The organism is Tabrizicola sp. T74, from assembly GCF_057219935.1.
Genome location: NZ_JBXVVT010000001.1, coordinates 1 through 19705, shown reverse-complemented (window position 1 = coordinate 19705; position 19705 = coordinate 1). Strand labels below are relative to the sequence as shown.

Genomic DNA, 19705 nt, shown 5'->3' with positions numbered 1-19705 from the left:
GGGTCGGGGAGAATAAGCATGCCTGCCAGCCGCCTGACTGTGGTCGTGACGCGACGGCTGCCCGAGGCCGTGGAGACGCGGATGAAAGAGCTGTTCGACGTCGAGCTGCGCGATCCCGATGTGCCGATGAGCCGCGAGGAGCTGGCCAGTGCGATGCGGCGGGCGGATGTGCTGGTGCCGACGATCACCGACACGATCGATGCGGGCCTGTTGGCGCAGGCGGGCGAGAAGCTGAAGCTGATTGCGAACTACGGGGCGGGGTTCGACCATATCGACGTGGCCACCGCCCGGCAGCGGGGGATACTGGTGTCGAACACGCCCGGCGTTTCGACCGAGGATACGGCGGACATGGTGATGGCGCTGATGCTGGCGGTGACGCGGCGGATCCCGGAGGGGTTGCAGGTCATGCAGTCGGGCCGGTGGACCGGCTGGTCGCCGATGGCGAACCTGGGCGGGCGGCTGGGCGGGCGGCGGCTGGGCATCCTGGGGATGGGACGGATCGGCCAGGCGGTGGCGCGGCGGGCCAGGGCCTTCGGGCTACAGGTCCATTATCACAACCGCAAGCGCCTGCGCCCCGAGATCGAGGCCGAATATGAGGCGACATACTGGGAAAGCCTGGACCAGATGCTGGCGCGGATGGATATCGTCAGCGTCAACTGCCCGCACACGCCGTCGACCTTTCACTTGCTGAATGCACGGAGGCTGAAGCTGATGAAGCCCTCGGCCGTCGTGGTGAACACCTCGCGTGGGGAGGTGATCGACCAGAACGCCCTTACCCGGGCTCTGCGGGCCGGGGAACTGGCGGGGGCGGGGCTGGACGTCTATGAGCACGGCACCGACATCAACCCGCGGCTTCTGGAACTTCCCAACGTGGTGTTGTTGCCGCACATGGGCTCGGCCACCATCGAGGGACGGGTGGAAATGGGCGAGAAGGTCATCATCAATATCAAGACCTTCGCCGACGGACACCGGCCGCCCGACCAGGTTGTCCCGGGGATGTTCTAGTCTCGAACTGCCCGCCTGGCCGAGTGTCGGAACCACAACCTATAGTGGTGCCGGGCGAGATTCCTGTGGAAAACCGCCAATGGCTGACCGGGTTTGTTGCGGCGGTCGCCGAGCCGCACTAAGGGTTTAAGGAAAGATAGCGGCAGCCAAGCCGCCACCCAGGGACATGGAGAGGATCCAATGCAGAAACTCCTGAAATCTGCCGTGCTTGCGGCATTGGTCGTCAACGGATCAGTCGCCTATGCCGGGGGGCCGGTCATCATCGAGGAAGGCAACGACGAGCTGATCGAGGACAACACGAACCGGTCGGTGGGTATTCTGCCGGTTTTGGGGGCGCTGCTTCTGATCGGTCTGGTTGCAAGCGCCGGCGGCGGCGATGATCCTGCGCCGACCCCGACACCGACGCCCGAACCGGTGAAAGTCCTGAACTGACCTGGGGCTGACTGCACAAGGCGGCGCTGGTTTCGTCGATAAACGGCCCTGGCCGCGAACGTGGCAATGCCCGGAAATGTTGCAATAAAGCCTAAATCTGTCACTGATTGGACTCAGCGGCCAAGAAACCGTTGAATGGGGCTTTCTGGCTGCCTAGCGTATCCATGGAACCGGCGAAGGCTGGTCCAGGTGTCCTCGGACAACAGAAAGGATATCCCATGAAGAAGTTTGCCGCGCCGCTGCTGGCGCTTGCCATGACCGCCTCGTCCGCCTTTGCCGGCGGCCCTGTCGTGGTCGAAGAAGAACCCGTTGTCGAAGCCTCCGAGCCGCGGTCGGGCTGGATCGTACCCGTCGTGGTCGGTCTGGTGCTGATTTGCGCGATTGCCTGTGGTGGTGACGACGACCCGCAAACCTGAGTCCTGAGCCAGTCTCAGTGACGATGGAGACCTGACGCGGCAACCAGACCGGTTTGCCGCGTCAGTATTTCCAGGGGGTCGATTGCGACGCTCGCCATCCGGCGGCGACCGGGAATCATCGGCGAATGCAGGTCTCACCGATCCCTTCCTTGCCGACTTAACCTGTCGAATTTTGGCCCGGCCGGACCGCCTGGCTTGGCAATATGAGGCAAGTTTGGCACAGGTCGCATTTGTTGCGACGGAAGGCTCCGGTCTGCTTGCAATTCGTGAAACGCGATGCAAAGAGGGATTATCCGATGGATGGACACCGTCGCGTGAAAGAAGGGAAACTGGAAATGAAACGTATTGCTGCCCCCGTTCTGGCGCTCACGATCGCTCTCACCGCTTCGACCAGCTTTGCTGGCGGCCCGGTTGTCGTTGCCGAAGAGCCGGCTGTCGAAGCTGCTTCGCCCCGTTCGGGCTGGATCGTTCCGGTCGTCGTCGGCCTGGTCCTGATCTGCGCAGTCGCTTGCGGCGGCGACGACGCAGCCAACTAAGGCTTTCTGACCGACACCTTAGCGTGTCGATCAAGCGGCAGCGCCTGATGGCGCTGCCGTTTTCATTTTGTCACTTGAGATGAACGATCGTCTGAGTCGCCCCGGATCAGTACGGGCGACAAAGCACTGCCGACCTGTGGGCCGTGCCCGTCAAAGCCCGTTGATCGGCACCTTGAGGAACCGCTTGCCGTCCTCGTCCGCCGGGGGCAGGTCGCCGCCGCGCATGTTCACCTGCAGGGACGGGATGATCAGCTTTGGCATGGCAAGGGTCGCGTCGCGGGCGGTGCGCAGCGCGATGAACTCTGCCCGCGACTTGCCTGCGATGTGGATGTTGTGGGCGCGTTCCTCGCCCACGGTCGTCTCCCAACGGATGTCGCGGCCGTTCGGCCCGTAGTCGTGGCACATGAAAAGCCGCGTCTCGTCCGGCAGGGCGAGCACCTTCTGGATGCTGTCATAAAGCTGGCCGGCATCACCACCCGGAAAATCGGCACGGGCCGAGCCGCCGTCGGGCATGAAGAGCGTGTCGCCGACAAAGGCGGCATCGCCCATCAGGTGCGTCATGCAGGCGGGCGTGTGGCCCGGCGTGTGCATCGCGGTGCAGGTCATCTGCCCGACCTGGTAGGTATCGCCGTCGTCGAACAGCCGGTCGAACTGTGACCCGTCGCGCTGGAATTCCGTCCCTTCGTTGAAGATCTTCCCGAACGTGTCCTGCACAAGGGTGATGTTGCGCCCGATGCCGATCTTGCCGCCAAGCTGCCGCTGGATATAGGGCGCGGCGGAAAGGTGGTCGGCGTGGACGTGTGTCTCGATCAGCCATTCGACCGTCAGGCCATTGGCGCGGACATGGGCGATGAGTTCGTCCGCGTGGTCATAGGTGATGCGCCCGGCGGCATAGTCGATGTCCATGACAGAATCGACGATGGCGCAGGCGTTCGAGGCCGGGTCCTTGACCACATAGCTGATCGTATTCGTGGCGGGGTCGAAGAAGCCTTTGACTTCGGGTTTCACGGTCAGATCGATGGACATGGCTGGCCTCCGCTTCAGGCTGGTTTGCGCGCCGGGCTGCGGGCCTGCAGGACCCGGGCGATGAGAAGGCCGCCGATCAGGGCGGCGAGGAACAGGAAGACGGTGGGGTCTCCGGTGCCGATGGCCGGAAGCGCCCCACCCGGGCAGAAGCCGGCGATGCCCCAGCCGACGCCAAAGGTGGCCGAGCCGAGGATCAGGCGGCGGTCGATGACACGGGTGTCGGGGAGCTGGAAGCCAGGCTCGAACGTGGGCGCGGGGCGGGCAAGGACCAGGCGGTAGCCGGGGATGGCCACGGCAAGCGCCCCGGCCATGACGAAGGCGAGGCTGGGGTCCCAGGTGCCCGCGAGGTCGAAGAAATTCAGCACCTTGGCCGGGTTTATCATGCCCGAGACCGAGATGCCGAGGCCGAAGATCAGGCCGATGAGGAGGGCGGAGACAAGGCGCATCAGACCCCCCCGATGACGTGGCGCAGGACGAAGACGGTGGCGAAGGCGGTGGCCATGAAGCACACCGTCGCCACCATCGACCGGCGCGAGAAGCGGGCGTTGCCGCAGACCCCGTGGCCCGAGGTGCAGCCGCCGCCATAGCTGACGCCGATGCCGACGATCAGGCCTCCGACGACGACGGCAAGGTTCGAGATCGGCAGGTCGATCACCGGCATCTGCCCGGTCACGAGTAGATAGACCAGCGGCCCGGCGGCCATGCCCACGACAAGGGCCGCGCGGACCCGCCAGTCCGACAGGTCGTCAAAGCGCATCAGGCCACTGAGGATGCCGGTAGCCCCCAGAATGCGGCCGTGAAGCGCCATCAGGAGAACGGCCGCGAGGCCGATCAGGACGCCTCCCCCCAGTGAGGCCCAGGGGGTGAAAGCTGTTTCCATGTAACCCTCAGATCTTGCAGGTGTTGACCCCCACCAGCCGGTAAAGCGGGCAGAAGCCCACGGCCGCGGTGCCCAGCATGATGACACCAACTGCCGCCGCTGCCCAGTGTGTCCAGCCGGTGAACCAGCCGAACACAAACGCGCCGAGGAGCGCAAGGATTCCGATCACCGCGCGCAGGGCCCGATCCGCATTTCCAACATTCCGTCCCATTTCGACTCTCCTTTCGGTTTCGATGACGCATCATCGCACCTGAGGGAGCGGCTGTCGGTGACTAGGTCACAGAGCGGGCAAGGTTTTCGAGCGCCTTGCGATTGCCGATGCGAATCTCGCCGCGGGCGGTTTCGACCCAGCCGCGCCGGTGGAATTCGCCCAGCGTGCGCGAGATGACCTCGCGGGCGGTGCCAAGTTCGACGGCGAGGGCCTGGTGAGTGGCGTGGACGGTGTTGTCTGTTGCGAGGTGTAGGAGGCGTTCGGCTAGGCGGACGTCGATGCGCTGGAAGACGATGTCGTCAATAAGCGCAAAGAGGTCGGCGATGCGGCGGGAGTAGGCGCGGAAGACGAAGGTGCGGAAGGTGGTGGAGCGGCCCGCAAGGTCGTCGAAGACCGCGCGCGGGATGGCGACGGCCTCGATGTCGGTCTCGGCGATGCCTTCGGCGGCGTAGTCCTCGTCGGCCAGCATGCAGGCGGTGGTGAGGATGCAGCTTTCCCCGGCGTGGACGCGGTAGAGAAAGACCTCGCGTCCGGTGTCCGAGACCTGCTGGACGCGGACGGTGCCGGACAGGAGGAGGAGCATGTTCTGCGCGCGCTGCCCGGCCTCAAACACCCGGGTCCCGGCGGGGAGGCGGACGATGCGGCTGCGGTTGACGAGTTCGGCCGAGAGGTCGGCGGGCAGGGGGGCGAGCTCGGCAAAGCGCTGGGTCCAGGTCATGCGCGGATCCGGGTACCGTCGGGGTCGACGGCGGGGCGGAGGGTGAGGGTGGCGGGGAGTTCCTCGCCCGCGACGATCAGGCTGTAGTGTCCTTTCGTCAGCCAGTCCTCGGTGACGCCTGCATCGTTCCTGACATAGCCGTTGCCGATGCTTTGCCCGATGGTGTAGCCGTAGCCGCCCGAGGTGAGGTAGCCCACGGGTTGGCCGTTCCGCAGGATCGTCTCGCGCCCCACGAGGACGGCCTGCGGGTCGGTGACGGTGAAGCCGGTGAAATGCTTTTTCAGGGGCTGCGCCTGTTGGGTGATTATGGCCTCGCGGCCCAGGAACGGAAGGCCGGATTTCAGCTTGACCGCCCAGCCGAGGCCCGCCTCGAAGGGGGTGTCGTTGGGGGTGATGTCAGAGGACCAGGCGCGGTAGCCTTTCTCCAGCCGGAGGGATTCAAGCGCGCGGTAGCCCACGGGTTTGAGCAGCGGGTCGGCGGCGATGAGGGCGTCGTAGACCCGGGCGAGGGCGGCGATGGGGACGTGAAGCTCCCAGCCGAGCTCGCCCACATAGGTGACGCGGAGGGCACGGACGGGGGTGTCTGCGATGGTGATTTCGCGGGCGGAGCCGAAGGGAAGAGCGGTGTTGCTGACGTCGTGCGTCGTCACCTTGGCGAGGATGTCGCGGGCGCGGGGACCCATGAGGGAAAGCGTGCCCCAGTCCTCGGTCACGTCGCGGAAAGTCACGCCATGGGCGGGCAGGTGGTCGGCGATCCAGCCGAAGTCATGGGTGCGGAAGCCGGTGCCGGTGACGATGTAGAAGTGGTCTTGTGCCAGCCGCGCGACGGTGAGGTCGCATTCGATCCCGCCGCGGGTGTTCAGAAGCTGGGTATAGGTCAGGCGGCCCACGTCGCGCGCAACGCGGTTGGCGCAGATCGCCTCCAGCGCTTCGGCGGCCTTGGGGCCGGACAACTCGTACTTGGCGAAGGAGGATTGGTCGAAGACCCCGGCATGGGCGCGGACGTGGAGGTGTTCTTGGCCCACCGCGTCGAACCAGTTCTGGCGGCCCATGGAGTAGATGTCCTTGGGTTCCATGCCCTTGGGGGCGAACCAGTTCGGGCGTTCCCACCCCAGTTTCGAGCCGAAGACCGCGCCTGCGGCCTTAAGGCGGTCGTACAAAGGCGAGACGATGCGGGGCCGGCCGGAGGTGTATTCCTCGTGCGGGAAGGCGACGGTGTAGTGCTTGCCGTAGGCCTCCAGCGTGCGCTCGGCCACCCAGTCGCGGTCGCGGTGGAGGGTGGAGAAGCGGCGGATGTCGACGGCCCAGAGGTCGAGCGGCGCCTCGCCCCGCATGACCCAGTCGGCCAGCACCCAGCCCGCGCCGCCCCCGCTTGCGATGCCGAAGGCGTTGAAGCCCGCGCCCACGTACATGTTGGCGCAGTCAGGGGCGGGGCCGAGGATGAAGTTCCCGTCCGGCGTGAAGCTTTCCGCCCCGTTGATCATCTGCTTGACGCCGACCGCGGCCAGGGCCGGAACACGGGCGATGGCCTGTTCCAGGTGCTGGCCGAAATGGTCGTAGTCGTCGTCGAAGAGCCGGAACTCCCAGTTCTCCGGAATGTCGCCGGTGACCCAGCCCTGGGGGTTCGGCTCATACCCGCCCATGACAAGGCCGCCGACTTCCTCTTTGAAGTACGTCCGGCGGTCGGGGTCGCGGAGGGTGGCGGCGTCAGGGGAGAGGCCCGCGATCTTTTCGGTGACGATATACTGGTGCTTGACCGGGTGGAGCGGCACCGCGACGCCCGCCATCGCGCCGATCTGACGCGCCCACATGCCGCCGCAGTTGACGACCTTCTCGCAGGCGATGTTGCCTTGGTCGGTCTCGACATGGGTGATGCGGCGGCCGTCCATCCGGAAGCCGGTGACCTTGACGCCCTCATGGATCTTCGCCCCATGCATCCGCGCGCCCTTGGCGAGGGATTGCGTGATGTCCGAGGGGCTGGCCTGCCCGTCGGTGGGCAGCCAGGAGGCGCCGATCAGGTCGGAGGTGTCCATCAGCGGCCACATGCGCTTGACCTCGTCCGGGCCGATCAGCTCCATCTCCATCCCGAAACTGCGCGCCGTGGTGGCCAGCCGCTTGAACTCGGTCCAGCGGTCGTCGGTGGTGGCCAGGCGCAGGCAGCCGGTCATCTTCCAGCCGGTATCAAGGCCGGTCTCGGCGGCAAGGCCCTTGTAGAGCTCGACCGAATACTTGAGGACCTTGGTGATTGACGCCGAGGAGCGAAGCTGCCCGACGAGTCCCGCCGCGTGCCAGGTGGAACCGGAGGTGATCTTGCCTTGCTCCAGCAGGATCACGTCTGCCTTGTGGTCGCGGGCGAGGTGATAGGCAGTCGAACAGCCGATGATCCCCCCGCCGATGACGACGATCTGGGCTTGGGTCGGAAGGGTCATGGTCGGCAATCCTGTGTTGGGCTGTAGCCATCCCGGTGCCGCAGCACGGCACGAGTTTCGGACAGGTTAGTGCGGGGTGTGCCGGACCGGAAGCCTTCTCTGCACGCTGAAACGCGGCCAAACCTTTTCCCTTGCCCCGGCTGCCCCGCCCCGATAAACGGGCAGGCGGAGACGTGGCCGAGTGGTCGAAGGCACGCCCCTGCTAAGGGCGCAGACCTCTAAAGGGTCTCGAGGGTTCGAATCCCTTCGTCTCCGCCACCCACCCCTTGATATTCCTGCTCTTTCCGTTCCTGCGGCAAATTCTTCCCTGTTTCCGGGGGTTAGCGGGGCTCGCCGACAACAGAGACTGCACTTACCGCCGTTCCTCCTGGCTTTCTGGCCAGTAGTCTCCGCTCCCGACACGCCCCGCTCCGTTTGCCTCTCGTGCAAGAACAGGGAAAAAACAGGGTATCTCGGAATCTTCAGGCCTCCTTAGATGTTTTCGATCCGGAATAGCGTCGTAATTTCCGTGGGTTACGGTCAATTTCCCTGCACTCCAGGAACAGGGAATTTATCTCGGCGTATCAGGGAAAGAAATTCCACCGAACAGCGAAACAACTGCGAATAACAGGGAAGCGCTCAAGCCGGCGATCCAACGATGGCACCTGATCGCTGATGCGTCACCCAAGCCCGAACATGCGAGCCTGTTCGCCCCAATCCCTTGACAGGTCCTCGCGGATGATCCGGGCGACGCAGAAGTCCGCGGGCTGGCGCCCGTCCAGGATCGCAGCCTGAACACGGGGCGCGAGGAATGCCAGTGGAAGACGTGAGCGCAGGTAGGGTGTGGAGTGCCCCGTCCTGCGCGAGATCTCAGTTAGAGATATGCCGGCCCGAAGCTCGCGCGCCCAGACATGCGCTTCCGCAAGTGTCCGCTGCAGAACCTGATCAGGTGCCGGGATCGTCGCGCCGGCGATAATCCTGGTTTCCACGCCCCGGCGCCGCAGAGTGAACGGGCACGACATCTGCAGGAGCCTGTCGGAAAGCCGGCCTTCTGCGACGCCTAGGGCCGTCGAAACAGTGGCCGGATCCAGTCGCAGGTTGATGCAGCCCGAAGCGAGTGATCCCGAAGCGATCATGCTGCCTAGAAGTGCCGGCTCCTTCTCGACCCGACCCGAAAGTGCGGATGCGCGAACGACTAGATCCGCTGCATCTCGCGCGTTGGGGTCTGTCAGAAGGCTCTGTCCGGCAGCCGTATGGCGCAGGTGGCCAGCAAGGATCGAACGCAGAGAAGTCTCTAACGCTGCCGCGGGCAGGCGCCAGCCGGACGGATCAGGACCGCCAGCGATCAGCCGGTTCGAGACATAGTAGGCGAAGCGCCGACCACGGCGCTGGGTATGGGTCGGGGTGAGCAGATCCCCGGTCTCGTCTCGCAGCTTGCCCGTCAGGATCCGGGCGTCGGTCGAGCTGACACTCCGCCCGCGTGGCCGGGCTCCGGCAGCCATCATCTTGGCTTGCACCCGTTCCCAGAGGTCAGGGTCGATGATCCCGGGATGCTGACCGGGATAGGTCTGGTCCTTGTGGCGGATGCGCCCGATGTAGACCGGGTTGGTCAGAAGGTAGTGAAGCTGTCCGCGGGTGAAGGGGAGATCTCCGCGAACTCGGCCTGATCGCGTGGTCCCAGGCTTGGGATGCAGTCCCAGTCGCGCGGCCTCCGCTTCGACCAGTCGCAAGTTGCCAAGATTATCGTAGAGGCCGAAGAGCTTCTGGACCACGGTCGCCTCGACAGGATTGACCACCAGCTCCCGGCGATGCGGATCGGAGTGGCGGTCGTACCCAAGGGGCAGGCACCCGCCCATCCAGAGCCCCTTCTTCTTCGACGCGGCGATCTTGTCCCGAATACGCTCGGCCGTGACCTCGCGCTCGAATTGGGCAAAGGACAGAAGCACGTTCAGGGTCAGCCTGCCCATGGAGGTTGCCGTATTGAACGCCTGCGTCACCGACACGAAGGAACAGCCATTTGCGTCGAGCCGTTCAACCAGACGTCCGAAGTCGACCAGCGACCGTGTCAGCCGGTCGATCTTGTAGACCACCACCATGCCGATGCGCCCAGCGTCGATCTCGGCCAAGAGACGCTGCAAGGCCGGGCGATCGAGCGTGCCGCCGGACAGCCCGCCGTCATCGTAGCGATCCGGAAGGAGCTTCCAGCCTTCGTGGCGCTGGCTCGCGATGTAAGCAGCACAGGCCTCGTGCTGGGCATCAAGCGAGTTGAAGGCCTGATCAAGGCCTTCGTCGCTCGACTTGCGGGTGTAGATCGCGCAGCGGATCACCGGCTTCTGGGCCATGCGAGATCATCCCGGCGCGATTGACAGCTCTTGGATGCCTTGCCCTTCGCTGGCCCTGCGCCATTACCATCCGCCGCATTGGTCAGCCCAAAGAACCGTGGCCCCGACCAGCGCGCCCCGGTGATGGTGCGTGCGATAGACGAGAGCGAGCGATGCGAACGGCCGTTCCAGAGGAAGCCGTCGGGCAAGACATCGACGACATGGGTTGAGCCATTCCATTCCCGAAGAAGCCGGGATCCGGGTTGCAGGGTCGGCGAAGGCGTGCGTTCATCGCCAGCAGCGATCCGGTCAAGCCGCGCGCGAAGGGCGGCCGGTAGGCCACCCTCCACTCTTGCCTGCAGCTCGAAGGCGAGGAACCTGCGTTGCATCGGCTGGCTCATGCTGGCCGGGACATCGCCGCCGATCAGATCCGACCAGAGCTTGGCCAGACCCTTCCGATCCATACTGGCGAGATCGGCAATCGAGGTCATGTGCCGCTCTCCAGCGAACCGGAGGTGTCAGACCCGGCTGTCTCGATCGCATAGATCGTATCCTGTCCCTCGCGGTGCCGAGTCACGGTCAGTCCCTCCTTGCGCAACCCGCTGAGGGCCGCGCGCAGGGTATGGGCCTGCCATCCGGTCACCTCGATCAAGGCGGCAAGGGAGACGCCGCCGGGTTCGGACAGCCGGGCCCGCAACAGAGCTGCCTTGGTCTGCCGCGGGGCTTTGGGCAGTGGGGCTGCGGCAGAGGGTTCCGGTCCCTTCACCTCATCGGTTGAGCGGGTCTTGGTTTTGGCTTTGGTCATGATCTGCTCCGGTTCTACAGGGCGGGCGGGATGCCGCGCCCTGGTACCGAGCCGAGCCCGGACGGCGCCGGGCATGGCCAACAGCAATGCTCTGGTCACAGGCGAAGTCCAGCGAAGACTTGACGGTGGCACCAGGTGATGCTGTGGCCTTGATTTGTTCTCACATCGGATGGTATTTTGGGGGTCAGGAGGAGGCCGCACTGGCGAGTCGCCTGGATCACGACGCCGTTCACCAATGAGGTCTTCGGCATCGCCCAGGAGCACGACTCACAAAGTCCGGCGATGAGACCAACCGCTCCAGAATGTCGCTGCCCTCACGGGCCTGCGACTCCCGAGTTGGCGTCTCGTAAAGACCGTGCTCCGCAAGGACCACGGCGCACTAGCAGAGCATAGCCGCCCCCTGGGCGATCCAAATCCTGTCCGATCCGAACGCAGTTTGCGTCGGGTCCTTCTCGGAGATCAATCATGGCGCAAAGCCACATCGAACACCTCAGCCCTGCCAGCTTGCGGCCATGGGCAAAGAACGCACGGACCCATTCGAAGAAGCAGCTTCGCCAGATCGCGAAGTCGATCGAGACTTTCGGCTTCACCAATCCTGTGCTCATCGACCAGCATGGCACGATCCTTGCGGGACATGGCAGGGTGGAGGCGGCAAAGAGCCTCGGGATGGCAGCGGTGCCGTGCATTCGGATCGAGCACATGACCGAGGCCGAGAAGCGGGCCTATGTCATTGCGGACAACAAGCTCGCGTTGAATGCGGGTTGGGATGAAGAGCTCCTGGCCCAGGAGTTACAAGGCCTTCTCGCCACGGAGAACCTTGGGTACGACCTCGATGTCATCGGCTTCGAGATTGCGGAGATCGACAGCCTGGTCGAGGGGCTGAACCCCGAAGAGCCGGGCAACCCGGAAGATGACGTGATCCCGGAGATCGCACCGCGTCGTGTCAACTCGGGCGACATCTGGCAGTTGGGCAATCACAGGCTGATCTGCGGTGATGCGCTTGATCCCCGGGTACTGGATGACCTGATGCAGGGCGAGCTCGCGCGGATGGTCTTTGCAGACCCGCCCTACAACGTGAAGATCGACGGCCATGTCGGCGGCTCGGGCAAGACCAAGCACCGAGAGTTCGCCATGGCTTCGGGCGAGATGTCGGAAGGCGAGTTCACCACCTTCCTGACGAAGGCGCTACAAAATATGGCCAACCACAGCCTGGACGGGTCGATCCACTACCAGTGCATGGACTGGCGTCACATGGGCGAGATGCTCGCCGCAGGGAATGCCGTTTATGACGAGTTGAAGAACCTGATCATCTGGGCCAAGGACAATGGCGGCATGGGCACCTTCTACCGGTCGCGACACGAGCTAATCTTCGCCTTCAAGAAGGGCAACGCGGCGCATGTGAACAGCTTCGAGCTTGGCCAGCACGGCCGCTACCGCACCAATGTCTGGAACTACCGCGGCGTGAACACGATGCGGGCGGGGCGGATGGAAGAACTGCAGCTGCATCCCACCGTTAAGCCGGTGCAGATGATCGCGGACGCAATCAAGGACGTCTCGGCCCGTGGTGAGATCGTCCTCGACAGCTTCGGCGGATCCGGCTCGACCCTGATCGCAGCCGAGAAGACCGGGCGCCGGGCTCGGCTGGTGGAACTCGATGCGATCTACTGCGACCGCATTCTCGTTCGCTGGGAGCGGATGGCCAAGGACACGGCAGTGCAACTGGTCTGTGGCTGGCCTCGGGCGGGACAGAGCGTGGGTGCGGGTATCCTGGAGGCTGCGGAATGAAGGATCGCCGCAAGTCTGGACTGGAGGGCCCGGGGCCAGGGAAACCTGGACCGCTCGCCTCCGGTCCCGGTTACGAGGTGGGCTACGGGAAGCCACCGGAAGGCAGCAAGTTCCAAAAGGGTGTTTCCGGCAATCCGCGGGGGCGGCCAAAGGGATCGAAGAACAAGGTGCCCGAGCTGAACGAAGAGCGGATGAAGGCGATCATCCTGGAAGAGGCCTATCGGACCATAACAGTGCGGGACGGCACGAAGAACGTGACCGTGCCGATTGCGCGGGCGGTGCTGCGGTCTCTGGCCGTCAATGCCGTCAAGGGCCAGCACCGGTCGCAGCGGCTCTTCTCCGAGCTTCTGGCGAGCGTTGAGGCATCGAACCGGGCCCTGCACAACGAGTGGCTTCAGACTGCGATGGACTACAAGGTCGAATGGGAACGTGAACTCGATCGCCGGAAGCGGTTGGGCATTAAGGACGCGCCGGAGCCGCTGCCACATCCCGATCATGTGGTGATCGACATCCGGGCTGGCACCGCCAAGATCATCGGCCCAGCGACGAAGGAGGAGCTGGCCGAGTGGGAAACCTGGGTAAAGCGGCGAAAGATCTTCGAGGAGGAATTGGAAGAACTCCAGCAATTGCTGGAAGACGCCACCGAGGACAATGAGATTGTCAAACTCAACTTTGAAATCTCCCAAACAGAAAAGGTGTTGAGGATCATTCGCAGGACGCTGGGGGAGGCCGAATAGCGGGGATCAGAAAACTGAGTTCTCTCATATGCTTGCCAAACATCAGGACCAGTCGATACCTTTAGCCGAACTCATCCCGGACGATTGCGTAATCGGGGTGAACTGGCTACTGTCCGGCAAAACAAAAACAAGGATCCTGCCATGGCCAGCTTCAATCTGAACGACCTGTCGCTTTCTGAACTGAAGTCACTCCAGAAGGACGTGGGAAAGGCCATTGCCGACTTCTCGGATCGCAAGAAGACGGAAGCGATGGCCGCCCTCGAGGCTCACGCCAAGGAGCTGGGCTTCAGCCTCGCTGAATTGACCGGCGGCAAGAAGACCCGCAGGAGCTCTGGACCGACCGGCGCAAAGTACCGTCATCCGGAAAACCCTGAAGTGACCTGGTCAGGTCGCGGGCGTCAGCCAGGCTGGTTCAAGGCTGCGATCGATGCTGGTAAGGCGCCGGAGACAATGGCCGTCTGACGACGGCCGGGCGTGGGCGTACTGGCACAGATATTGTTCGCCGGTGTCGGCAATGCTGCATAGCTCACGAATGACTACTATGGGCGGTGAGCCGACCGATGCAGGCGAGGCGGACCACATTTCAGGGGACAGACGACCGCGGTGACAGTCCAGCCTACGCATTGCGCATGAACGGATAAGATGATCACATTCGCCCGAACGCAGCATAAGCGACGCAGGCAATGTGCCGGCGCATTAGGGGGGACAATGGCTTCGGGACTAAGCGGTTCGACCATCAAGTCCTGGTTTCAATATCGGTGCGAAAGGAAGACCCGGTATGAAATCATGGATGCAATTGAGCTTGCAGCAGTTCCTGTCGCCAAGGACCATCGCGAGCAACCTTGGGCGACCCTTGGCGTCGACTACGAGGAGCGCGTGGTCGCCCGGCTAGGTCGTGAAACCGGTGTTCTGCTTCCGGCGTTCGGCGAAGACGGGTTGCTCGAGCGTCACGCTATAGCCTTTCTAAAGGGCCAGGGCTCGGCGGAGTATGCGGCGCAGGTCAATCTTCGTCCTAAGGGCAAGCCGGTGTTCGTCGGTGGACATTCCGATCTGACGGTTCGGCGCAGCTTTGCCGACCTCATTCGCCGCGAGATCCGCATCGACGGCCCGCATTTTCGCATTATCGATATCAAAGCGACACGGTCGGCGCGCGCCTTTCACAAGACCCAGGTTGCATTTTACGCCCTGCTCCTGCGTGCAATCCTCGACGAAACTGGAATTCCCGGCACGGTCGATCCGTTTGGCGAAATCTGGCACATTCCAGACGACGGTGACGCCGAAGGGGACCGTTGGCAGATCGACGAATTCTCGCTGGCGCCCTATCTTCGGCTCGTCGAAGATTTCTGCCGGACCACACTCCCGTCTATAGCCAGCAAGATTGTGGCCCCTGGGCGCGACGAAACCTTCTTTCACGTATACTTCAAGTGCGAACAATGCGCTTACCTGCCGCATTGCATCGAAGCTGTCGGACCATCGCGTTCGCCCTATCTCCGCGACGTCTCCGCGGTTGCCGGCCTTAGCCACGAAGCCAAACGGACACTTTTGTCGATCGGAGTCGGGACGGTCGCGACCTTGGCCGATCTAGGTGCTGGTGTTGGCCGGATCGACGGCGCCGGATGGTCGCTATCGCGGCGTGCCGAGCAATTGGTCAGCCGAGCCCGAGCGCTTCGCGACGATCGTGTCCAGCCCGGCACTGATCTGCACAGCTTCCTAATGCCGCCTCAGGTAGATGCCGCAATCTATCTGGTCGCAGACACCGATCCGGTCGACGATTGCCTCGTCACGCTCGGATATCGCTATGTCGACCAGACCGGCATCCGCGATTTTGTTGAGGTTCTGCCAACCGCCGACCGGGCTGCAGAGGCCGACGCGCTGGTTGGAGTGTTCGGACGGCTTATTCTCGATCTTGAGGCCATTGATGCCCACAACGCCGCCATAGACGACCCAACCGATCCGGCAAGCCGGTTTGCCCATATCTTTCTGTACGAAGCTACTGAAGCCCTCGCGCTGCAAGACGCAGTCAAACGACACCTCGACGATCCGCGCGTTCGCAACGGACTTTTGCATATGGTCAGGCTCTTTCCGCCCGACGAAGTGGTGCCGGAACCTGAATTCCGAGGGATGCAGCATTTGCCGGCAACCGCGTTGCGGAGCGTCGTCGAACAATTGCTCTCGTTGCCGGTAACGGTATCCTACGATCTGCGCCAGGTATCGCAGGCGATGGAGCGAACTGGATTGATCGCCGTCGCTTATCACCCAGCGGAAGCGTTCGAACGCCCATTTTCCTCGTTACTCCCACTCGACGTCAGCCGGCACCTGCGCGCTGGACGTGGCGCCGGACCCGGTGCCGATGCGATCCGCGCTGACGTCACAAGCCGCTTAGCGGCGACGCAGGCAATCGCCGAATGGCTTCTTAGCGAGCACAGTCGCCGCATAGCATCAGGCGAAGGGCCGATGCTGCGGCTGAACAAACAGCCCTTTCGGCTTCAGGCAACCTTCAACCCGCTCGACGCTGGCGACCTCGACGTGCTGCGTGCATTCGAATTGCTCGAAAATCGCGCTGGCCTTCTTGAGACGATGATCCGCCTCGCACAACCGAGGCGGGTGCGCCGCGACGCTGGACGGGCGATCGGACCAATGCGCCTTCTCAACATCAACGAGAAGGGCCGATATGCCTATCTGCGCTTCGCCATTCCGCGGGAATGCGAAGAAGCGGACCTCTCCGCCGGCGCACTCGGGCTTATCCTTAGCGATGGCGAGCCTGATTTCGTCCTTGAACCGCGACTCTGGTCAAGCCTGAGTTGCGATCTTCAGCCGCCTTGGTCGAACGATGGACCTACCGTCATCAGCGTCCGGGTGTTTCGCGGCAATTTCAACGGGTCGACCTTTCGGGAGATTAAGCGGCGGGCTGGGCCGGATGGCTGGTGGCTCGACCAGACGTTCGTCGATTTCAACTCCTCGAAAGCCGATGCCTTCTTGAGCTTTCTCGGCGCGCAGGCGATACCATGACTACCCGCGACGATATCCTGTCCTTTCTGCGTGACCCGGCAGAGTTTGCGCGCTCAGCAACCGATCGGGCACTTTGGACAGAGGGTCTCGACGTCTTTGCCATCCCGTCGATCGCGCATCATGGGGATAGGACTTTGCGCTCCGCGCAGGAGGCGGCGTGGCGAGGCCTCGCTGACCAGCGCGTCGGACTGGTGCTGGGGCCGCCCGGCACCGGAAAGACTCACTTGCTGTCATGGTTGATTACCGGCTTTGGCGCGGTGCGGCCTGCTGCCGGGCGCACTGCACGCACATTGGTCACCGCTTTCACTAAGAATGCCGTGGGCAATGTCCTCGACGCCGTAGCAAAGCGGCAAGCTCTGCATGATCCGGCGGCGCCGGCTCCCATCTATTACGGCGCGCCGCCGACCGGTGGCCTCAGCCCGGGAGTACAGTTGCTTGCCCGCGGCGACGAAACCGCTGTTGCGCAGAGTATTGGTTCGGGTCGGGCCGTCATCGGCGCAACCGTCTGGTCGCTCTATCGGCTGATCGGGTCTGGCGCCTTGCCGGTCATCGATGGTCCAACAGCGCCGCTGTTTGACCTCATCTGCATCGATGAGGCATCGCAAATGGTACTCGGACAGGGACTAATGGCGCTTGCCGGGATGGCACCGAGTTGCCGGATCGTTGTATCGGGAGACGATCAGCAACTGCCTCCAGTGCGCTCGATGCCCTCGACCCAGATCGAAGGTCGGGAATTGGGGGGCTCGCTCTATGCCTTCTTGAAATCCGCCGGCGCCGCGGAGTTTCCGCTTGAGGAAACCTTCCGCCTCAATGCGCCGCTCGCGCATTTCCCTGAGCGCAAATTCTATCCTGGCCGCTATGTCTCGGCGGCTCCGGCCGAGACACTGGCCCTGCGGGAGGGTTGGCGCGAAGGGCTCGATCTTGTCGCCCGGCTCGCGCTCGACCCGGCGTTGCCGATCGTCACGCTGGTGCACGACGGTCCGGCCTCGGCCACGTCCAATCCGTTCGAGGCGGTGCTTGCTGCCAAGCTGACTACCGAATTGAGCGATCGCGTGATCGGTCCCGACGGTCCGGTTGCGCCTGCTGCTTTCTGGTCGGATGTCGTCGCTGTGGTCAGTCCCCATCGTGCGCAAAATGCGGCCATCCGGGCCTTGATGCCCACGGCGCTCAAGACCGATGCCTTTGTCGAAACCGTCGATCGCATCCAAGGCAAAGAGCGCGATGCGATAATCCTGTCGTATTGCGTCGCCGATCCCGAATTCGCGCTGGCCGAAGCCGATTTCATCTTTTCGCCAGAGAGGCTGAATGTCGCCTCGACCCGGGCAAGAACCAAGCTCGTTCTGATCATCAGCCGGCGTCTGCTCGAGGCGGCACCGGCCGAGCAGGAGACGATGGATAAGGCCGAACTGTTACGCGAGTTCGTGTATTCTTGCGACTATGTGACCGACACCATTGTTGATGGGCCGGCGGGACGACAGGTCAAAGTCCAGATCCGAGCGCGCGGGTTTGACGGCGACCACCTCCACGTCGACCTTACGCCCGACACAACAACCAAGGCCGTTCGACCCGAGATGACCCCGGCGCTCGAGGGTTTGCTCGCGGCCATTCGCCGCGCCACGGCCGCCAGCAGCCACGGTAGCGCCACTTTGTCGCAGATCCGCAAGTCGATGGCCTTGCCGAATGAACCATTTGCCGACGCCAGGCTGCTGCATCTGCTGGGCTGGATCTCCCTCGAGCAGCGCTACGGCAGATTTGGCCGCTACTGGCAGGTGCGCCCCTTCGAGGAACCGCGGCGGGTTTATGATATCGACATCGACACGGTGCGAGCGCGGATTGGAACGATCATTCGCGAAACCCGCTCTGGCAAGCACTGCTTCTACGACTGGTCCAATGGTCGCGGCGCACGCGATCGCTTCGCGTGGATGTCCGAGCGCGGCGAAGATCTGCTCATGCCGGTAATACAGAGACTCCAAGCGGAAGGATTGCTGGTCCTTGGCGCGGCGTCTGGGTCGATGACAATCGCCATGACAGCCGCTGACGTAGACATCGGTGGTGCGGAACCCGATGTGCCGGTCGCGGCGGTCGAGGAAGACGATTACCGGCTGCTCAACCTGCTTGAGGACATCGAAGCGGCCCGGATCAACTTCGGCGTATTCGAATCCTGGACCTCCATCGTCTATCTCGCCCGCCAAGGCGGGCGCTCTGCGGACAGCACCTTGTCGGCGCTCTCGCGGCTCGAGGCCAATGGTTTTGTCATGCTTGCGCAGGACTCCAGGGTGCGCAGTCGCATGGCCGAACTCGGACGCGAGCTGCGTAATGTAAAGCAGCGCTTCAAGACCGATGATGCCGGTGATCAACCCTATCTGGTGCGCAACCTCAAGGTAGAATTGCGCGACCGCAACAAACCCGACCGTAACCGTCCGCTCCGATCGGTGTTCGACGAGGCTATTGCCGAAGCGAGCCCCGCCCAAGCCGAAGCGTTAGCCGGACTGAACCGCGCCTTGGCGGGCATCTGGGGGGACGACGCAGCGCTCGCCGAATTTCAGCGGAAGGGATTGATGCTGGGTCTAGCGGCGTGGCGCGGCGAGGGCGTGCCGAACATCGCCATCGCGGCCAATACAGGCTCGGGTAAGACCGAAGCCGCCGTGCTACCCCTCATCGCGGGAGCGCTCGGCGATCGCCTCAGCGGAATAGCCGGTGTGCGTGCGATCCTAGCCTATCCCCGCATTAGGCTTGCCACCAACCAGGCTCAACGGCTTGCGGCGTATTTGGCGGCGGTCGCGGCTGTCCCCGACCTGCCGTTGCTGACCTTGGGCCTGCAAGTATCCGACGTGCCCGACAGTTTCGAGACAATGAACGCCCGCTACCGCGAGACTTGGCGTTCGGCAGGCCCGAATGCGTTCGAGTTCCCTTTCTTCGCCTGCCCATTATGCGGTCATGGACTCCACTTGCGCGCCGGCGGCGGGCAGGACGGCGCCGATGCACTTGTCTGTACCACCGGCGACTGGCGGTTCGATGGATGGATCGGATCGAAAGCACAGTTGCGTAAACGACCGCCGGCATTGTTCCTGCCAACGACAGACAGCCTTCATCAGTGGCTGCACGATCCACGCTACGGTGCGTTATTCGGTGACGACATGTGCTTCGCACCGCCGCGTGCGCTGCTTGCCGACGAGATCCACCTCTATACGCATATTCATGGCGCGCAGGTCGGTATGGCTCTGCGCCGACTGGCTGCGCGCGCGGAGACAGCGGACGGCGTTAGGGTCAGGACCCATTGATCTTGCGTCTGCGGCGTGATTCAGCCTCCGTAAGGAGACTGAGCGATGAGCAACCTTTTCTGGCTGACGGAGGCGCAGATGGCGCGGCTGCAGCCTTTCTTTCCCAAGAGCCACGGCAAGCCGCGCGTGGATGAC

Annotated in this window: 18 protein-coding genes, 1 tRNA gene and 1 pseudogene; 11 read left to right on the top strand and 9 right to left on the bottom strand. The window is 63.5% G+C overall.

Annotated features, from left to right (window positions below):
- Positions 1-18 precede the first annotated feature (18 nt).
- The 4 genes from AC2EAL_RS00100 to AC2EAL_RS00085 all read left to right on the top strand — a co-directional run bounded on the left by AC2EAL_RS00100 (position 19) and on the right by AC2EAL_RS00085 (position 2389).
- Positions 19-1005 carry a 2-hydroxyacid dehydrogenase gene (locus AC2EAL_RS00100; RefSeq protein WP_484722140.1) on the top strand — a complete coding sequence of 329 codons (987 nt, stop codon included), beginning with the start codon at positions 19-21 and terminating at the stop codon, positions 1003-1005.
- Between the two features lie 180 nt (positions 1006-1185).
- The gene (locus tag AC2EAL_RS00095; RefSeq protein ID WP_484722139.1) at positions 1186-1437 is read left to right on the top strand and encodes a hypothetical protein; all 252 of its coding nucleotides are present in this window, start codon (positions 1186-1188) and stop codon (positions 1435-1437) included.
- A 218-nt stretch (positions 1438-1655) separates the two neighbouring features.
- Positions 1656-1853 (top strand): hypothetical protein, encoded by a 198-nt coding sequence (locus AC2EAL_RS00090; protein WP_484722138.1) that lies wholly within the window; start codon positions 1656-1658, stop codon positions 1851-1853.
- Positions 1854-2119: 266 nt separating this feature from the next.
- Complete coding sequence (locus AC2EAL_RS00085) at positions 2120-2389, top strand: hypothetical protein (protein WP_484722137.1); 270 nt, start codon at positions 2120-2122, stop codon at positions 2387-2389.
- 150 nt (positions 2390-2539) lie between these two features.
- Here the strand turns inward: AC2EAL_RS00085 and AC2EAL_RS00080 are convergent, their stop codons facing one another.
- From AC2EAL_RS00080 to AC2EAL_RS00055, 6 genes are all read right to left on the bottom strand, one after another.
- The gene (locus AC2EAL_RS00080; RefSeq protein WP_484722136.1) at positions 2540-3415 is read right to left on the bottom strand and encodes an MBL fold metallo-hydrolase; all 876 of its coding nucleotides are present in this window, start codon (positions 3413-3415) and stop codon (positions 2540-2542) included.
- Positions 3416-3429: 14 nt separating this feature from the next.
- A complete protein-coding gene (locus AC2EAL_RS00075; RefSeq protein ID WP_484722135.1) occupies positions 3430-3861 on the bottom strand; it encodes a DUF6691 family protein in 432 nt (143 codons plus the stop codon).
- The gene (locus AC2EAL_RS00070; RefSeq protein WP_484722134.1) at positions 3861-4295 is read right to left on the bottom strand and encodes a YeeE/YedE family protein; all 435 of its coding nucleotides are present in this window, start codon (positions 4293-4295) and stop codon (positions 3861-3863) included. Before AC2EAL_RS00070 ends, AC2EAL_RS00075 begins: the two co-directional genes overlap by 1 nt.
- 7 nt (positions 4296-4302) lie before the next feature.
- On the bottom strand, positions 4303-4506 hold the full coding sequence (locus AC2EAL_RS00065; protein WP_484722133.1) for a YgaP family membrane protein: 204 nt from the start codon (positions 4504-4506) through the stop codon (positions 4303-4305).
- 61 nt (positions 4507-4567) lie between these two features.
- Positions 4568-5224 carry a Crp/Fnr family transcriptional regulator gene (locus AC2EAL_RS00060; protein WP_484722132.1) on the bottom strand — a complete coding sequence of 219 codons (657 nt, stop codon included), beginning with the start codon at positions 5222-5224 and terminating at the stop codon, positions 4568-4570.
- A complete protein-coding gene (locus AC2EAL_RS00055; protein ID WP_484722131.1) occupies positions 5221-7653 on the bottom strand; it encodes a GcvT family protein in 2433 nt (810 codons plus the stop codon). The genes AC2EAL_RS00060 and AC2EAL_RS00055 overlap by 4 nt, the downstream gene beginning before the upstream one ends.
- A 167-nt stretch (positions 7654-7820) precedes the next feature.
- Here AC2EAL_RS00055 and AC2EAL_RS00050 point away from each other — a divergent pair.
- Positions 7821-7911: transfer RNA gene (locus AC2EAL_RS00050), tRNA-Ser, on the top strand.
- Between the two features lie 401 nt (positions 7912-8312).
- Here the strand turns inward: AC2EAL_RS00050 and AC2EAL_RS00045 are convergent.
- The 3 genes from AC2EAL_RS00045 to AC2EAL_RS00035 are packed head-to-tail and all read right to left on the bottom strand — an operon-like array spanning position 8313 to position 10758.
- The gene (locus tag AC2EAL_RS00045) at positions 8313-9974 is read right to left on the bottom strand and encodes a recombinase family protein (protein WP_484722130.1); all 1662 of its coding nucleotides are present in this window, start codon (positions 9972-9974) and stop codon (positions 8313-8315) included.
- Positions 9956-10444: a DUF2924 domain-containing protein gene (locus AC2EAL_RS00040; protein WP_484722129.1), complete on the bottom strand. Its 489-nt coding sequence runs from the start codon at positions 10442-10444 to the stop codon at positions 9956-9958. Before AC2EAL_RS00040 ends, AC2EAL_RS00045 begins: the two co-directional genes overlap by 19 nt.
- Positions 10441-10758: a DUF3489 domain-containing protein gene (locus tag AC2EAL_RS00035; RefSeq protein WP_484722128.1), complete on the bottom strand. Its 318-nt coding sequence runs from the start codon at positions 10756-10758 to the stop codon at positions 10441-10443. Before AC2EAL_RS00035 ends, AC2EAL_RS00040 begins: the two co-directional genes overlap by 4 nt.
- A 465-nt stretch (positions 10759-11223) precedes the next feature.
- Here AC2EAL_RS00035 and AC2EAL_RS00030 point away from each other — a divergent pair, with 465 nt between their 5' ends.
- The 6 genes and pseudogenes from AC2EAL_RS00030 to AC2EAL_RS00005 form a co-directional block, all read left to right on the top strand.
- A complete protein-coding gene (locus tag AC2EAL_RS00030) occupies positions 11224-12543 on the top strand; it encodes a site-specific DNA-methyltransferase (RefSeq protein ID WP_484722127.1) in 1320 nt (439 codons plus the stop codon).
- Positions 12540-13280 (top strand): DUF5681 domain-containing protein, encoded by a 741-nt coding sequence (locus AC2EAL_RS00025; protein ID WP_484722126.1) that lies wholly within the window; start codon positions 12540-12542, stop codon positions 13278-13280. Before AC2EAL_RS00030 ends, AC2EAL_RS00025 begins: the two co-directional genes overlap by 4 nt.
- Before the next feature lie 141 nt (positions 13281-13421).
- Positions 13422-13742, top strand: coding sequence for an H-NS histone family protein (locus tag AC2EAL_RS00020; RefSeq protein WP_484722125.1), 321 nt, complete (start codon positions 13422-13424; stop codon positions 13740-13742).
- Between the two features lie 180 nt (positions 13743-13922).
- Entirely contained in the window at positions 13923-16289 is a 2367-nt protein-coding gene (locus AC2EAL_RS00015; protein WP_484722124.1) for a hypothetical protein, read from the top strand.
- Positions 16286-19570, top strand: coding sequence for an AAA domain-containing protein (locus tag AC2EAL_RS00010; protein WP_484722123.1), 3285 nt, complete (start codon positions 16286-16288; stop codon positions 19568-19570). Before AC2EAL_RS00015 ends, AC2EAL_RS00010 begins: the two co-directional genes overlap by 4 nt.
- 45 nt (positions 19571-19615) lie before the next feature.
- A pseudogene (locus AC2EAL_RS00005) lies at positions 19616-19705 on the top strand (IS5/IS1182 family transposase); the annotation flags it as partial.

Bases quoted from the DNA above. Each gene is read 5' to 3' on its own strand.
- AC2EAL_RS00100 (WP_484722140.1), top strand. From the start codon at position 19: ATGCCTGCCAGCCGCCTGACTGTGGTCGTGACGCGACGGCTGCCCGAG.
- AC2EAL_RS00095 (WP_484722139.1), top strand. From the start codon at position 1,186: ATGCAGAAACTCCTGAAATCTGCCGTGCTTGCGGCATTGGTCGTCAAC.
- AC2EAL_RS00090 (WP_484722138.1), top strand. From the start codon at position 1,656: ATGAAGAAGTTTGCCGCGCCGCTGCTGGCGCTTGCCATGACCGCCTCG.
- AC2EAL_RS00080 (WP_484722136.1), bottom strand. From the start codon at position 3,415: ATGTCCATCGATCTGACCGTGAAACCCGAAGTCAAAGGCTTCTTCGAC.
- AC2EAL_RS00075 (WP_484722135.1), bottom strand. From the start codon at position 3,861: ATGCGCCTTGTCTCCGCCCTCCTCATCGGCCTGATCTTCGGCCTCGGC.
- AC2EAL_RS00070 (WP_484722134.1), bottom strand. From the start codon at position 4,295: ATGGAAACAGCTTTCACCCCCTGGGCCTCACTGGGGGGAGGCGTCCTG.
- AC2EAL_RS00065 (WP_484722133.1), bottom strand. From the start codon at position 4,506: ATGGGACGGAATGTTGGAAATGCGGATCGGGCCCTGCGCGCGGTGATC.
- AC2EAL_RS00060 (WP_484722132.1), bottom strand. From the start codon at position 5,224: ATGACCTGGACCCAGCGCTTTGCCGAGCTCGCCCCCCTGCCCGCCGAC.
- AC2EAL_RS00055 (WP_484722131.1), bottom strand. From the start codon at position 7,653: ATGACCCTTCCGACCCAAGCCCAGATCGTCGTCATCGGCGGGGGGATC.
- AC2EAL_RS00045 (WP_484722130.1), bottom strand. From the start codon at position 9,974: ATGGCCCAGAAGCCGGTGATCCGCTGCGCGATCTACACCCGCAAGTCG.
- AC2EAL_RS00040 (WP_484722129.1), bottom strand. From the start codon at position 10,444: ATGACCTCGATTGCCGATCTCGCCAGTATGGATCGGAAGGGTCTGGCC.
- AC2EAL_RS00035 (WP_484722128.1), bottom strand. From the start codon at position 10,758: ATGACCAAAGCCAAAACCAAGACCCGCTCAACCGATGAGGTGAAGGGA.
- AC2EAL_RS00030 (WP_484722127.1), top strand. From the start codon at position 11,224: ATGGCGCAAAGCCACATCGAACACCTCAGCCCTGCCAGCTTGCGGCCA.
- AC2EAL_RS00025 (WP_484722126.1), top strand. From the start codon at position 12,540: ATGAAGGATCGCCGCAAGTCTGGACTGGAGGGCCCGGGGCCAGGGAAA.
- AC2EAL_RS00020 (WP_484722125.1), top strand. From the start codon at position 13,422: ATGGCCAGCTTCAATCTGAACGACCTGTCGCTTTCTGAACTGAAGTCA.
- AC2EAL_RS00015 (WP_484722124.1), top strand. From the start codon at position 13,923: ATGATCACATTCGCCCGAACGCAGCATAAGCGACGCAGGCAATGTGCC.
- AC2EAL_RS00010 (WP_484722123.1), top strand. From the start codon at position 16,286: ATGACTACCCGCGACGATATCCTGTCCTTTCTGCGTGACCCGGCAGAG.